The sequence below is a fragment of the Ruegeria sp. YTSC199 genome, from assembly GCF_059609725.1.
This window is the reverse complement of the sequence record NZ_JBXWMF010000048.1, coordinates 1-14,150: the sequence shown is the minus strand read 5'-3', so window position 1 is coordinate 14,150 and position 14,150 is coordinate 1. Positions and strand designations below refer to the sequence as shown.

Annotated in this window: 12 protein-coding genes; 10 read left to right on the top strand and 2 right to left on the bottom strand. The window is 55.6% G+C overall.

Annotated elements, in window-relative coordinates:
* Window positions 1–66 precede the first annotated feature (66 nt).
* Window positions 67–318: an RNA 2'-phosphotransferase gene (locus tag AC2FEE_RS24880; protein WP_496868111.1), complete on the top strand. Its 252-nt coding sequence runs from the start codon at window positions 67–69 to the stop codon at window positions 316–318.
* A gap of 223 nt (window positions 319–541) precedes the next feature.
* Here AC2FEE_RS24880 and AC2FEE_RS24875 read toward each other — a convergent pair whose 3' ends face one another.
* Window positions 542–769, bottom strand: coding sequence for a type II toxin-antitoxin system Phd/YefM family antitoxin (locus tag AC2FEE_RS24875; RefSeq protein WP_496868110.1), 228 nt, complete (start codon window positions 767–769; stop codon window positions 542–544).
* A 439-nt stretch (window positions 770–1,208) separates the two neighbouring features.
* On the opposite strand from AC2FEE_RS24875, the gene AC2FEE_RS24870 reads away from it, so the two are divergent.
* The 3 genes from AC2FEE_RS24870 to AC2FEE_RS24860 all read left to right on the top strand — a co-directional run bounded on the left by AC2FEE_RS24870 (window position 1,209) and on the right by AC2FEE_RS24860 (window position 4,347).
* Complete coding sequence (locus AC2FEE_RS24870; protein ID WP_496868109.1) at window positions 1,209–2,180, top strand: ABC transporter substrate-binding protein; 972 nt, start codon at window positions 1,209–1,211, stop codon at window positions 2,178–2,180.
* A 67-nt stretch (window positions 2,181–2,247) separates the two neighbouring features.
* A complete protein-coding gene (locus tag AC2FEE_RS24865; protein ID WP_496868108.1) occupies window positions 2,248–3,276 on the top strand; it encodes an ABC transporter permease in 1,029 nt (342 codons plus the stop codon).
* A 12-nt stretch (window positions 3,277–3,288) separates the two neighbouring features.
* Window positions 3,289–4,347, top strand: a complete 1,059-nt coding sequence (locus AC2FEE_RS24860) for a quaternary amine ABC transporter ATP-binding protein (RefSeq protein ID WP_282170677.1) — start codon at window positions 3,289–3,291, stop codon at window positions 4,345–4,347.
* 33 nt (window positions 4,348–4,380) lie between these two features.
* On the opposite strand, the gene AC2FEE_RS24855 is transcribed toward AC2FEE_RS24860, so the two are convergent.
* Complete coding sequence (locus AC2FEE_RS24855; RefSeq protein WP_282170678.1) at window positions 4,381–5,304, bottom strand: LysR substrate-binding domain-containing protein; 924 nt, start codon at window positions 5,302–5,304, stop codon at window positions 4,381–4,383.
* 237 nt (window positions 5,305–5,541) lie between these two features.
* Between AC2FEE_RS24855 and AC2FEE_RS24850 the strand changes: the two genes are divergently transcribed.
* The 6 genes from AC2FEE_RS24850 (at window position 5,542) to AC2FEE_RS24825 (ending at window position 13,661) form a co-directional block, all read left to right on the top strand.
* Window positions 5,542–7,146 (top strand): fatty acid--CoA ligase, encoded by a 1,605-nt coding sequence (locus AC2FEE_RS24850; protein WP_496868107.1) that lies wholly within the window; start codon window positions 5,542–5,544, stop codon window positions 7,144–7,146.
* A complete protein-coding gene (locus tag AC2FEE_RS24845; RefSeq protein WP_058277181.1) occupies window positions 7,143–7,829 on the top strand; it encodes a dimethylsulfonioproprionate lyase family protein in 687 nt (228 codons plus the stop codon). Before AC2FEE_RS24850 ends, AC2FEE_RS24845 begins: the two co-directional genes overlap by 4 nt.
* Before the next feature lie 11 nt (window positions 7,830–7,840).
* Window positions 7,841–9,961 (top strand): 3-hydroxyacyl-CoA dehydrogenase NAD-binding domain-containing protein, encoded by a 2,121-nt coding sequence (locus tag AC2FEE_RS24840; protein WP_496692286.1) that lies wholly within the window; start codon window positions 7,841–7,843, stop codon window positions 9,959–9,961.
* Window positions 9,958–11,142 (top strand): acetyl-CoA C-acyltransferase, encoded by a 1,185-nt coding sequence (locus AC2FEE_RS24835; RefSeq protein WP_496868106.1) that lies wholly within the window; start codon window positions 9,958–9,960, stop codon window positions 11,140–11,142. The genes AC2FEE_RS24840 and AC2FEE_RS24835 overlap by 4 nt, the downstream gene beginning before the upstream one ends.
* A gap of 128 nt (window positions 11,143–11,270) precedes the next feature.
* Window positions 11,271–12,290 (top strand): AraC family transcriptional regulator ligand-binding domain-containing protein, encoded by a 1,020-nt coding sequence (locus AC2FEE_RS24830; protein ID WP_496868105.1) that lies wholly within the window; start codon window positions 11,271–11,273, stop codon window positions 12,288–12,290.
* A 192-nt stretch (window positions 12,291–12,482) separates the two neighbouring features.
* Window positions 12,483–13,661, top strand: a complete 1,179-nt coding sequence (locus AC2FEE_RS24825; protein ID WP_496868104.1) for an acyl-CoA dehydrogenase family protein — start codon at window positions 12,483–12,485, stop codon at window positions 13,659–13,661.
* The last annotated feature ends 489 nt before the right edge of the window (window positions 13,662–14,150 follow it).

The window sequence follows — 14,150 nt, the reverse complement described above, 5'->3', positions numbered from 1 at the left end:
TAGATTGAAACTACAGCGAGCCTGATCCTCCTAAGCCAATCAAACGCTCGTGTTCCAAATCATTCGATGACGGACAATCTGGATGCGATATTTTCCGAGGGGTTAAATCCAGGACGCCGTAAGCAGGTTCATCTTTCAATGGACCCTGATACAGCCGAGCGCGTCGGTCAGCGGCACGGAAAGCCGGTTGTTCTACGTGTCGAGGCGCAACGCATGTTTGAGGACGGTTTTGAGTTCTTTCGTGCCGACAACGGTGTCTGGCTCACAGACAAAGTGCCCGCGACCTATCTGGGGTTCGGTATGATCGCTGAACGGTAACAGAGCACATGACAACTAGATAGTTGGTATAGCTTGTCGCATTTGAACGGCGCTGAAGATGTCGGCTTTTACTGTGCGTCGCTGAAGCTGATTTTCCGAGACCAGCGGGTTTCAGTTGGTTAGTCGCAGGTAAGCGGTTCCCCCGCAAAATCGACAGACTTGTTCTTATCTTCATGTACGCTCTAGTTTGGTCGCCGCTTGGTCAGCCGACTTTACGCTGGCCTCACCGACCTTCCCACGCCTTCAGCTCATCCGAAGATAACGGTTCAAGAAAATCTGGCGTGGCTCCAACCTTTCCCTCCAACCCGCCGAGTTTGAAATCACATTGTGGAATTGCGACGAGCCTCACAGCAGGCTTTGTTCCTATTGTTATCACAACATCCTCACCGGCTAGCGCTGCGCCGATGAGTTCCGGCAACTGGTTCTTCGCCTTTTGTATTGTGAATAGCATGGCAACTCCCCTTATTCGCTAACTTTGCCAATCTTGTAGGCAGATTCAACCACACTCAGTTCTGTCCTTGTTTCTCAGACATCCAACACCGGTTCATCCCGAACCAGCCATTGGTTATCCGCGTAGCGAATTTTGACTCAGAGCACAGAACGGACGTCCCCGGGTTTGATCACTCCTACTGCCGACTCCTGAGAAGAGGCAATAATACACACGCATAAGCCACCTATGGATTTACATCTAAGAAGCTTACGTTGGAACGGAGGTCACTAAATTCGAGCCTGGCTTCAACTCTCCACCTGTAAACAATTGTACATGATCCAAAATTCTTTTCAGTTTTTTGCTATTAGGCCTGTCGGTACAAATCATCACTACAAACAAGGCGAATTTTGGCTTGGAGCGTTTCTCTGCCCCTGTTTCGCCGATGACAAGGAGGAAAGAAATGTTCAAGATTTCAGCGGGTCTCGGGTGCGTATTTGCTGCGGCAATCACCGCTTCGGCGGCCCAGGCAAACGAATGCGGTGAAGTATCACTGATGCAGGCCGATTGGGGGTCAGCGCAAATTGTGACCGCGGTCTCGAAGTTTCTGATGGAGCAAGGCTATGGTTGCGAAGTGACCACGGTTCCGCTCTCGAGCAACCCTGCGCTGGCATCCGTTTCCGAGACAGGAGAGCCCGATATTCTGACTGAAATCTGGACAAACGGCGCGCCGGCTTACCAAGGGCTGGTTGACTCAGGTGCAATCATTCCTGTGACCGAAGTTCTATCGGATGGCGGTGTCGAAGGGTTCTTTGTTCCGAACTACCTTGTGGAGGAGCATCCGGAACTGGCAACAATGGAAGGCATCGCAGCCAACCCCGAACTCGTCGGAAATCGCTTTCACAACTGCCCCGAGGGATGGACCTGTCTAAATGTCAGCACCAACCTGATGAAGGCAGGCGGGCTGATTGATGCAGGCATTGAAAACTTCGTGCATGGATCAGGCGAAACCCTTGCGGCTTCGATCGCTGCCGCCTACGAAAACAAAGAGCCATGGTTCGGCTTTTATTGGGCACCAACATCGGTACTGGGCAAATACCCGATGACTCTGGTCGATATGGGCCCCCATGACCCTGAAAAGCACGCCTGCAACATCACAGCGGAATGCGCGACGCCAGAAATGAGCGCCTTCCCCCGCAGTGAAGTCGTTACAGTTCTGTCGAAAGAATTCATGGCCGAAAACGCAGCAGTGTCTGACCTGATGACAAATCTGTCCTTCACCAACGCACAGATGGGCGAAACGCTGGCATGGGTTGAAGACAACAATGCCTCCTACGATGAAGGCGCGGTGCATTTCCTAACAACCTACAAGGATGTCTGGGGGGCGTGGCTTAACGATGCTGCGCGCGACAAACTTTCCGCCTTGCTGCAGTAAACTGCATGGACAGGGGCATCCTCAGCGATGCCCCTAACGCACTGAAGTAGATCGGAAAGTGGGATAAATGGCCTTCTATGACAAGTTATTCAGCGCATTGGGTTTGAGCGAATGGTGTGGCACGTCCGATGACAAAGCGCCTCTTTCGCTGGCGGACCTTGCGGCGCAAGCAGGAGGAGAAGAGGCCTCTGGGCCGCTCATTCCAATTCCCTCGTTTGATAATCTGCACGAAAGCTGCAACCGCATATGGCAGTCGCGCGATGTAACCAACGGGATCGAAGAAGGGTTTCTGGCAGCCAAACCGGTCCTGAAAACCGTTCTGGACCCGATCACACAGCCATTGAGCTGGATATTGGATGGCGCACTTTGGCTGTTTGAAGCGACGCCATGGTTCATCATGGTCCCGCTTCTGGTGGCGATTTCCTGGTACGCGTCACGTTCGCGCCCTGTGACAATCTTCGTGGCCGCCTCGATTATGATGCTGGCCGTCGTAGACCACTACAATGTGGCGATGCAAACCCTGTCGATCGTCTTTGTGTGCACGACGATATCGGTGCTGTTCGGTGTGCCCATTGGAATTGCCATGTCGAAATCCGACCGATTGCAAAAAGGCGTCGTTCCGTTGCTCGACCTGCTGCAGACCCTGCCGACATTCGTGTACCTGATCCCTCTGATTTTCTTGTTCTCGGTCACGGAATCCAAACTGTACGGGATTGCGATCATCCTTTACGCGATTGTCCCGGTGATCCGCCTGACCGATCTGGGCATCCGCCTTGTAGATCAGGACGTGATCGAAGCGGCCAATGCCTTTGGCATGAATGACCGCCAGAAACTGATGCGAGTACAATTGCCGCTGGCGCTGCCGAACATCATGGCCGGGATCAACCAGACCATCATGATGAGCCTTGCCATGGTCGTGATCGCCTCTCTTGTTTCGGCCCCTGGCCTTGGCGTGAACGTGTTGCGCGGCATCCGAAACCTTGAACTGGGTGTGGGCATCGTCGCTGGCATCGGCATCGTGCTGCTCGCAGTGATCCTTGATCGCGTGTCCAAGGCAGCTCTCACACGGGTCGATAAGACCCAAGTCAAACACTAAGGAGCCGGTTCAATGACACAACCAATGGTCCGCCTGTCCGGGCTCTATAAAATCTTTGGCGCCCGCGACAAGGACGTGTTGGACCATGTCCAGGATGGCATGGGTAAGGAAGAATTGCTGGCGCAGCACGGGCACGTGTTGGGGCTCAACAACATCAACGTCGATATGCAGGCGGGGGAAATCACAGTGGTCATGGGCCTGTCCGGCTCTGGGAAATCTACTCTGATCCGCCACCTGAACCGGTTGATCGAACCCACTGCGGGCGAGATCATCGTGCAGGGTGAGGACGTGATGCAACTGTCCGAGGACGGGTTGCGCCATGCTCGACAGGAAAAGATGTCGATGGTGTTCCAGAAGTTCGCGCTTTTGCCGCACAAAACCGTGCTGAAGAACGCAGGCATGCCGCTCTCGGTGCGCGGCGAGGACGAGGCGACTTGCGACCGTGAAGCCGCAAAATGGCTGGAACGCGTGGGTCTTAGCGGGTTCGAGAACCATTATCCAGCGCAATTGTCCGGTGGGATGCAACAGCGTGTGGGCATTGCCCGGGCGCTGACCGCGAACACACCGATCATGCTGATGGACGAGGCTTTCTCGGCTCTTGACCCACTGATCCGAACCGACATGCAGGACCTGCTGCTCGAGCTGCAAAAAGAGCTGCACAAGACCATCATCTTCATCACTCACGATCTAGATGAGGCGTTGAAGCTGGCCGATCACCTTGTGATCCTAAAGGACGGCTTTGTCGTGCAGCAGGGTGAGCCGCAGCATATCCTGCTGAACCCCAACGATCCCTACATCGAAGATTTCGTGAGCGACATCAACCGCGCACGGGTTCTGCGGGTGCGCTCGATTATGACCCCGCTTGTCGGTGGCAAAGTGCCAAAAGATGCCCATGGCGAAGTGGACGTGAACGACACGCTCGAAAGCATGATCGCGCGGTCCGGCGGGGATACGTCACACGCCTATGTCGTCAAGGACGGGGAGCAGACGGTCGGCACACTGGATATGACCGAACTGGTTCGCGCTCTTGTCCCTCGCGTCGCATCCGAGGCCGGTGCGCGTCAGTCCTGAAGCGCGCTGACGGCAGAGCTGGAATTCAACAGATCAGGCCCGAAATAGCCGCATGGTTGGGTCGGCCTCGATCTGTTCGAACAGCCAGTCGATAAATGTATCGAGCTTGGGGTTGGGTGCACGCTCTTTTTGCGTCGCCAGATACCAGCGGCCTGGCTCGGGTACTGAAATGTCGAAGGGTCTAACCAGACGCCCCCTCTCAAGATCACGCGCGCAAAACGGTGCCCTTGCGACGCTGATACCGTGATTATTTAGAACAGCCTCACGGACAAGCGGGTAATTGTCGAAAACAGAGCCAAATTTCATCGTTTCGCGATCTAAGCCCGCCGCATCCAACCAACAGTCCCAGTCATCCGGCTCATTCCATGTGCTTGGGACACTAAGCAGAAGGAAATTTCTGAGCTCTTCCAGCGGCATTCCGCCGCTTGCGGTTTTCAAGGCCTCCGGAGCACATACCGGGTAGATATCGGTTTCGAACAAGGGGCTGTAGTCAAATCTCTTATCAAACGGTGGCGCGTTGAACACGCCCACATCGAACCGGTGCATATCATAATCACCGTCTTCAAAGGTCGAGACGATGCGCACGCGTGTGTCCGGATTATCCTGAAGAAATTCAGCCAATCTGGGCTGTAACCACATTGTATTGAAACTTGCGTAGGACTGAACGAGCAACACGTCCGGTTCCTCAGGTGTCTGGATGCGCCGAGTGGCTTTGATGATTCCCTGAATGTGTTCGCGTATTGGCGGGTAATATTGCTCGCCAGCCGGTGTTAGCTCGACCGAACGGCTTGTGCGTTCCAGTAGTTTAACGCCGATTGTTGTTTCTAATGCTTTGACCTGGTGGCTGACTGCCGCATGCGTCACACAAATCTCGTCAGCGGCCTTTCGGAAACTCTTGTGACGTGCCACCGCCTCAAAAGCGCGCAGTGAAACCAGCGTAGGCATGTGAGTGGTCATTGCTGCATCTCCTCGATGAAATCAATTCTGCTTACCCTCAAGCAGAGTTATCCGACGACGGGCGCGAATATAGCAGGGTATTGATACTCTTTTTCATAACCTGTCAGGGGGTAGCACGCAATTCGCGGTGCGATGTGATCGGTTAGAATTTCTTGATGAAAGGAAATTTCTTTCAATTCTTCCACGGGGTGAGAAATGCCAGATTAGCAGATAGAGATGTTATGGGATTCCACCTTCATGCCACCACTTTCACCTTCGCCAAATGCATATGGCTATCCGTTGCTGATTAAACACTTGCTGGCCGGATCCCAGCTCGCGTCAGCCAGCCAAGAGATCGTCAGCGGCACCGAAATGCGGTTGAGCTATGCGGACTTGGGCAAACGCGTGCGCCAACTTGCCAATTCTTTAAAGGCGAGCGGGATACATGAGGGTATGCGCGTTGCTGTCATGGATTGGGATACGCACCGTTATCTTGAGTGTTTTTTCGCGATCCCGATGATGGGCGCGTCCCTTTTCACGATCAACGTGCGTCTGTCTCCTGCTCAGGTTCTTTATACGATCAACCATGGGCAACCGGATCTGATCATCGTGCACCGCGATTTCATGCCGCTCATTGAGGGTATCAAATCGGGCTTTGATCGGGACATCACCATCGTGCCGATTGGAGACGGAGAAGGATATGAAGAGTGGATAGGCAAAGCCCCAGGCAGCTTTGACTTCCCGGACTTCGATGAAAACCAAACGGCAACCTTGTTTTATACAACCGGGACCACCGGCAATCCCAAGGGGGTGAGCTATTCACATCGGCAGTTGGTCCTTCACACATTGGGCTTGATCGCAGGTTTCGGCGCATGGCCCGGGAATGCCGGATTTCATCGCGGCGACGTCTACATGCCGCTGACGCCCTTGTTTCACGTCCACGGCTGGGGATTTCCATATGCCGCAACGATGCTGGGGCTGCGTCAGGTCTATCCCGGTCGATATGACCCTGACACAATCTTGCGATTGATTGCAGACGAAAACGTCACCTTTTCACACTGCGTGCCCACGGTTCTGTCAATGGTGCTCGACCATCCGGGCTGCCCACAAATTGACCTGGACAGATGGAAAGTGATCATTGGCGGGGCCGCTTTGCCGCGAGGCCTGCAGGACCGCGCCGCGGCGGCAGGCATATCCTTGCATGCGGCCTATGGGATGTCCGAAACCTGTCCGTTTCTGACGGTGGCCGATTTGTCCAGCAATGACCCCGAGATGCAGGCGCAAACCGGCTTTCCGGGCCCTCTTGTCGACCTTCGTGTTGTGACACCGGATATGCAGGACGTCCCACATGACGGCGAAACAACCGGCGAAGTTGTTGCTCGGGCTCCCTGGTTGACACAAGGCTATCTGGATAATGCGCAAGCCTCGGATGAGCTTTGGGACGGTGGGTATCTGCATACCGGGGATGTTGGGTATATCCGCGAGAATGGATCGTTGCAGATTACTGACCGCCTCAAGGATGTGATTAAGACCGGCGGCGAATGGATATCCTCACTGGCACTGGAAAACATAGCATCGTCTTGCGGCGGCGTTGAGGACGTCGCAGCAATCGGGCTGCCGCACGCGAAATGGGGCGAAAGGCCAGTGTTGGTCGCTCAAGCCGCAAAGGATGCCGACCCGGATCTTGTGCGCTTGAGAGTCATGGAAGAAATCCAGTCGCGGGTTGACGCAGGCGAGATCTCAAAATGGGCAGTTCCAGACGAATTAATCTTTGTCGACCGCCTACCTAAAACCAGCGTCGGCAAGCTCGACAAGAAACTCGTGCGGCAAGATATTTCAACGCGCTCGGACCTAAAATCATGACAGACAAACAACGTCGTATTCAGGCGCTTATTCAATCCATTGTCACCTATCTGCAGGCTCACAGAGCTGCCACGCGCGGCGTTGATCTGACGTTGGACAAGCTGGCAGCCATGGACCTGTCCGATGAGAAGCTCATTGACTTACCTCCCCAAGGAACCCGGCATGATGAGGTTCTGAAGAACGCTGTCGCCGGGATTGCAGCCCCGGAATTGCAGGAAATCGCAGGCTGTCTGAAAGCGGCCAAGGATGATCTGATCTGGCGCGAAGACAACGCCCAATTCTATCCCCCCGGTGCCGATTTGGGAGAGGGATACACAAGGTGCAACCTGCATACTCTGCTGATCGGGCCGGATGCATGTGGATATCACCATCTCGATTTCAACCTTGGCATTTTCATGCTGGGACCAAGGACGCTGTATCGCGACCACAACCACGACGCGCCAGAGCTGTACCTGAACCTGTCCGAGAAATCTGGTTGGCGGTTTGGCACCCGTGACTGGCAGGATTATCCGGCTGGATCACTTATCTGGAACGCGGCGGGCGATCCCCACGCCACCCGGGTCTATGACCAGCCATTCATCTCCGTCTTTGTCTGGCTCGAGAACGTGAATTCACCCTGCAACGTAATCCACTTCGACGATTGGGCAGAGATCGAACAAGATCTTGCCAAACAGTCCAATTGAGGTTTCCAAACATGATTTCCATTAAACACACCGAGGGTGTCGCTTTCATTGAGCTGAATGCCCCGCCAGTGAACGCTCTTGGTCTCAAGATGCGACAGGCGCTTTCCTCGGCCATCCACGAGTTGGACGCCGATGAACAGGTCAAAGCTATCGTTCTATGCTCGGCTCTGCCGCTCTTTTGCGGTGGCGCTGACATCGTCGAGTTCCGTACCGGGGCAGTTTGGGACAAGCCGGACCTGCCAGCCCTGTGTGAAACGATTGAAACCAGCAAAAAACCCATTATCGCCGCGATAGCAGGCCCTGCGATGGGGGGTGCGCTGGAGATTGCGCTTGCCTGTGATTACCGTGTCGCCACGCCGGATGCCGTGATGGGCCTACCTGAGATCAAACTGGGGCTGCTGCCTGGTGCCGGCGGCACCCAACGACTACCCCGGATTGCCGGGCTGGAAGCGGCAACGCAAATGATCCTCTCGGGTGATCCCGTGAAAGGCGAATATGCCCTGTCTTGTGGGCTGGTCGACGCGCTGCTTGAAAACAACCAGGATTTTCGCGCGCATGTTTTGGGTTTCGCCACCCGTGTCAGCCATGAGGGCGATCCGAAACGCAGTTGCGCGGATATAACCGTCACACACCCTGATTCGAAGGGATATCTGACGGGTTTCCGAGACCAGATAGCGCACACGTCCAAATACCTTGTCGCCCCTGAACGATGCTTGGTGTCCGTCGAGGCCGCGTGCGAATTGCCGCTGTCCGAGGGGTTGGCACAAGAGAAGGCAGGTTTCGCTGAACTGCTCGACACACCTCAATCGCGCGCGGGGCGGCATCTGTTCTTTGCAGAGCGTGAATGCACCAAGGTTCCCGGCGTTACCCGTGCTGACCAACCACGTAGCATTTCATCGGTTGCCGTGATCGGTGCCGGAACAATGGGGCGCGGCATTGCCATCGCCTTTCTTCAGGCGGGGTATCGGGTCACGTTTCTGGAAACCACGCAAAGTGCGCTTGAACAGGGGCTGGAAATGGTCCGGGAGCATTTCCAGCGCGCGGCCCAAAAAGGGCGGCTCAGTGCCGATCGGGCAGAGACCATCGTTTCCAACGCCACCGGGACGCTCAGCTACGGCGACCTCGCAGAGGCCGACCTGATCATTGAAGCGGCGTTTGAAAGCATGAATGTCAAACGCCAGATTTTCGCGAGCCTAGACCAGCACGCCAAACCTGGCGCGATACTGGCCTCGAACACATCGACGTTGGATCTTGATGAAATCGCCGCGGTCTCCTCCCGCCCGGAGGATGTGATTGGCCTCCATTTCTTCAGCCCGGCCAATGTCATGCGCTTGCTGGAGGTGGTGCGCGGCGTCAAGACCGCTCCGGATGTCATCGCAACGGCAATCACGGTCGCAAAGAAGATCCGAAAGCTCCCAGTCACGGTTGGCGTGTGCTACGGCTTTGTTGGAAACCGGATGCTGGAGCCATACTTTCGCGAAGGATCTCGTCTGCTTCTTGAGGGGGCGACGCCGAAACAGGTGGATGACGTCCTTGAGAACTTCGGCATGGCCATGGGTATTCACGCGATGGCGGATCTGGCTGGGGTCGATGTGGGTGCCCGCGTGCGTCAGGAGCGGCGAAGTGAAATCGCACATGACCCCACATACCAGGCCGTGCAGGACATGTTGTTTGAACTGGGCCGACTGGGTCAGAAAACCGGGCGTGGAAGCTATGTCTACGAGGGACGGACACGGGTCGAAGACCCTGAGATGGTTCAAATCAGTTCCGAGCTGGCGGACCTGCATGGCGTGAAACGCAGGGACATCGACGATCAGGAAATCCTTGAGCGATGTCTCTATCCCCTGATCAACGAGGGCTTTTTGATCCTTGAAGAGGGAATTGCAACGCGCCCGGGTGATTGCGACCTGATCTGGGTCAATGGCTATGGCTTCCCAAACTGGCGCGGCGGCCCAATGCACTATGCTGACGAGATTGGATTAAGTCAGATTTTGGAACGCATGACCCACTATCGGCAGTCGCTTGGTGCCTATGGTGAGATGTGGTTCACGCCTGCGCCTTTGCTGGAACAACTTGCAACCTCGGGCGTGACACTTGACGCACATTTTGATGCCAAAAAGGAAAAATCATGAGAGAAGCCGTTATCGTCTCAACCGCACGAACCCCTATTGGGGTTGCCTTCAAAGGTGCGCTGAACAACATCAAATCCCCTACCATGATGGGGCACGCCATTCAGCACGCGGTTGAACGTGCAGGCGTGGACCCCGGTACGATCGAAGATGTCGTCATCGGATCGGTCCTTACGGCGGGGACAGCAGGCATGAATGTCGCCCGTTTGTCGGCGCTGGCGGCGGGCCTTCCCAATACGGTGGCAGGACAGACGATCGACAGGCAATGTTCCTCCGGATTGATGGCCATTGCGACGGCCGCAAAGCAGGTCATTGTGGATGGTCAGAATGTCTCCGTGGCAGGCGGGCAGGAAAATATTTCTACCCTGCAGAATGCCTATCTGAAATGGGCGGGCGATGAGAAAGATCCAAGCGTTATCGCGAGGTCTGAACATGCCTATATGCCGATGCTGATGACGGCGGAAAATGTGGCGCGGACCTATGGGATCAATCGTGACGCCCAGGATGAATACGCTGCACTTTCCCAAGGTCGGACCGCCCGGGCTCAGGCCGCTGGCGCGTTTGAAGATGAGATCGTCCCGATCACTGCGATTAAGCGGGTCAAGAACCGCGAAACCGGAGAGGAAACCCTGGAAGAGGTGACCTTGTCAAAAGACGAGGGCAACCGGCCGGGTACGACGGCCGAAACACTCGGGGCATTGAACCCGGTTGTCGAAGGAGGACTGATCACTGCCGGAAACGCAAGCCAGCTTTCTGACGGGGCCTCGGCTTGTGTGCTCATGGAAGGCAAAATGGCTGAGCAACAGGGTCTCACACCGCTAGGTATCTATCGCGGCATGGCTGTTGCAGGAAACGCACCGGAAGAGATGGGGGTCGGCCCGATCTATGCCATTCCAAAGCTGCTTAAGAATGCAGGTCTTCGCATCGAAGACATCGGCCTTTGGGAGCTTAACGAAGCCTTTGCCTGCCAGGTTCTCTATTGCCGCGACCACCTTGGGATTGATCCCGAAATCTACAACGTGAACGGCGGTGCGATATCGATTGGCCACCCCTACGGCATGACAGGTGCGAGACAAGTCGGGCACGCTCTGCTTGAGGGGAGGCGTCGTGGCGTAAAATACGTGGTGACCTCCATGTGTGTTGGCGGAGGCATGGGGGCCGCAGCGTTGTTCGAAGTCGCCTGACCCCACTGAAATGAGTTCAAGCAGAGCGTTATCTGGTTGAGACATTGACATTCTGTCATCTGCGAAGGCCGCCATCTGCAAGCCTGCGTTTCATGTCGACCGGAATTGGTGATACCTCCTGAGGCGTTATGACCAATGTCACGCCAACGATCCTTTCCACGGTTTCCAGCCAGTTTGTCGATGACTGGCTGGCGGCGCTGCGTGCCCTGTGCCCAGAGGCGCAGATGGCGTCGCTGCTTAGCCGGTCCGGTCTGAACGCGGATACGCGCTCGCCGAATGGTCGCGTCACGCTGGATCAGATCGTTTGCCTCTATCAACTTGCCGCAGTTGAGACCGGTGATGAGATGATGGGGCTTTGGAGCAGACCCGTCCGGCCGAGGGCCCTACAACATCTTCTGACCACTGTCAGGGAAGCCACTTCTCTTGCATCGGCGCTCTACCGGTTTTCGACGTTCTGGAACTTGTTGCTGGATGATTATCAGTTTGATTTGGAGGACGCCGAAGGCGCATTGGTGCTTATCCTGAAACCACAAGGCGACGCGCAGGTTCAGCGGTTTGGCCACATGTTGATCCTCAAACTTGCCCATGGGCTTTTGTCTTGGTTGGCCGGGCACGAGGTTCCGGTCAGGGGCGTCGATTTCGCATTTGACCGCCCGGACTTTGATCAGGATTACGCGATCATCTTTCCCGCACCGCTACGGTTTGGCCAACCCGCCACCGCCATCGCGTTTGACCCGAATGCACTGGGTCCAGTGCAGACTCGAAGTACAGCTGATCTTGACCGGTTTTTGCAAAACGCGCCCCGGGACTGGATCTTCACCTCTTCGCGTGAACACACCCAATCGCTGCGGGTGCGCACTTATCTGGGCCAAACGGGATGGGACGCGGCGACCCTGGCCCAGACAGCATCCGCAATGCACATGACCCCGCGCACCCTGATCCGCAGGTTGCAGTCGGATGGGACGTCGTTTCAGGCGATCAAGGATGCCCTGCGGCGCGACATCGCGATCCGCGATCTACAAGCGGGACGCAAAAGCGTTGAGGCCATCGCACATGATGTCGGATTTTCCTCGGCGGCCAATTTCCACCGGGCCTTTCAACGCTGGACCGGAAGCACGCCCAGCTCATACCGCAAATCACAAACATAAGCGGCCATTTGTCACTTTTGGACAATTATCTGTCAGCGCACGAGATAGAGCTTAACGGGCTGGCTCGCTAAATCTTGCCGCAGAGAAGCATTTTCAGCTGAAGTTTCGCCTTCATAGCTCATCAGTCTGGCCATCCACGATTGCCGGGTTGTGGCGTCATCTGAGAACAATCGCCATTGAAAGGATCCACCAATGTCAGACAAACTCGCCACCATACTCCAGGCCGCACGCGACCACGCGGAGCAGGTCATCCTGCCCAATGTGGACGCCTGGAACGCCACGAAGACATGGCCCCGTGATGCGTCGGACAAGGCCGGGGCCGCTGGCCTGACCGGGCTCTACGCCCCCGAAGAGTTTGGCGGCCAGGGCTTGCCACTTTCAGAGGGCATTCAGGTCTACGAACAGCTGGGGCTCGGAGATGGCGCTTATGCCTTTGCCCTGTCGATGCATAACATCTGCACCTTCGCGGGCTGCGGCTATGGCACAGATACCTTCAAGGAAAAATGGGCACGGGATCTGACCTCGGGCCGCAAACTGGCGAACTTTGCACTGACCGAACCGCAATCCGGATCGGATGCCACAAACATGTATTCGCGAGCCGTGATCAATGACGACGGCACATGGACGATCAGCGGTGCGAAGGCATGGGTCAGCCTGGCGACCGAGGCTGATATCTATTTCACCGTGGTCAAAACCAGTGACGCACTCGGCCACAAGGATATGGCGATGATCGCCATTCCCGCCGACGCGCCGGGCCTCAGCTTTGGACCGCTCTATGATACCCCGTCCTACAGCTTCCTGCCTCTGGCCGAGATGTACATGGACAAGGTCGTGGTGAGTGAAGACAACATCATCCTGCCGATCGGTCAGGGCCTGCAAGGCTCACTCATGGCGATCGATATCGCCCGCGTCTCAATTGCGTCAGGATGCTGTGGATTGATGCAAGCGGCCCTGGATACGGCGCTGTCTTATTCCAAGAACCGCAAGATGTTTGGTGGCAAGAACCTCGATCTGGACGGAATCCAATGGATGCTGGGCGAAGTTGCGACCGATCTTGAAGCCTCCAAGCTGCTTTATCGCAAAGCGGCGGAAGCCCTTGGCACGTCTGAGGGCCCACTGATGGCCGCCCATGCCAAGCGGTTTGTGCCAGATGCCGCAGTGAAGGCCGCAAATACCTGTACGCAAGTGTTGGGCGGCATGGGGCTGTTGCAGCCTTATGGTCTGGATCGTTTGTCCCGCCTCGCGCAAATGCTGCGGATTGTGGACGGGACAACCGAAATCAGCCGTGTAGTTATCGGGCGGGCCCTGCAAAAACGAGCGGCAACCTTGCCTGATCTGCCAGTGCCGAAAGGATTTGGTGAGACCGGCTGAACATTCCAACCCGCTGGAGAAACGGAACCGACCTGAAAATCTCCTCAGAGATCGGTAAAATTGAAAGACCAGCCGCACATATGCGGCCGGTTACTCGATATTGCAGACCTTGGTGCAAACACAGCGAATTCACCCTTTTATCCGCGCAGCTGACTTTTAGTAATGTTTTGTCGAACGGCGGCTCGCCGGATCATTGATAAGGCGCTTCTATTCAGATTGTCGGTTCGGTCTCTTGAGCAACCGAGTGGGGATTTGCCTTTAAAGGGGTGCGACGAGGCAATCGGTCGCTCCATGAAAAGAAGGTAGTTCATTACGAATTTTTTGGTCAGTATACCGTGCCGCTGTGATATGAGTGATTTGAATTAAAAAGGTTTATCATGTGTGGATAGGTAATGTCAGATGGAGCGCCACATGATGCACCAAGCAATTGAGACCCAAATCAGCGATTTTTTCGCCCGAAGACAAGGTCTTTGTCGCCCAAGTATCAAA

Excerpts from the sequence above, each read along its gene's own strand:
- AC2FEE_RS24880 (WP_496868111.1), top strand. The coding sequence starts at position 67 with ATGACGGACAATCTGGATGCGATATTTTCCGAGGGGTTAAATCCAGGA.
- AC2FEE_RS24875 (WP_496868110.1), bottom strand. The coding sequence starts at position 769 with ATGCTATTCACAATACAAAAGGCGAAGAACCAGTTGCCGGAACTCATC.
- AC2FEE_RS24870 (WP_496868109.1), top strand. The coding sequence starts at position 1,209 with ATGTTCAAGATTTCAGCGGGTCTCGGGTGCGTATTTGCTGCGGCAATC.
- AC2FEE_RS24865 (WP_496868108.1), top strand. The coding sequence starts at position 2,248 with ATGGCCTTCTATGACAAGTTATTCAGCGCATTGGGTTTGAGCGAATGG.
- AC2FEE_RS24860 (WP_282170677.1), top strand. The coding sequence starts at position 3,289 with ATGACACAACCAATGGTCCGCCTGTCCGGGCTCTATAAAATCTTTGGC.
- AC2FEE_RS24855 (WP_282170678.1), bottom strand. The coding sequence starts at position 5,304 with ATGACCACTCACATGCCTACGCTGGTTTCACTGCGCGCTTTTGAGGCG.
- AC2FEE_RS24850 (WP_496868107.1), top strand. The coding sequence starts at position 5,542 with ATGCCACCACTTTCACCTTCGCCAAATGCATATGGCTATCCGTTGCTG.
- AC2FEE_RS24845 (WP_058277181.1), top strand. The coding sequence starts at position 7,143 with ATGACAGACAAACAACGTCGTATTCAGGCGCTTATTCAATCCATTGTC.
- AC2FEE_RS24840 (WP_496692286.1), top strand. The coding sequence starts at position 7,841 with ATGATTTCCATTAAACACACCGAGGGTGTCGCTTTCATTGAGCTGAAT.
- AC2FEE_RS24835 (WP_496868106.1), top strand. The coding sequence starts at position 9,958 with ATGAGAGAAGCCGTTATCGTCTCAACCGCACGAACCCCTATTGGGGTT.
- AC2FEE_RS24830 (WP_496868105.1), top strand. The coding sequence starts at position 11,271 with ATGACCAATGTCACGCCAACGATCCTTTCCACGGTTTCCAGCCAGTTT.
- AC2FEE_RS24825 (WP_496868104.1), top strand. The coding sequence starts at position 12,483 with ATGTCAGACAAACTCGCCACCATACTCCAGGCCGCACGCGACCACGCG.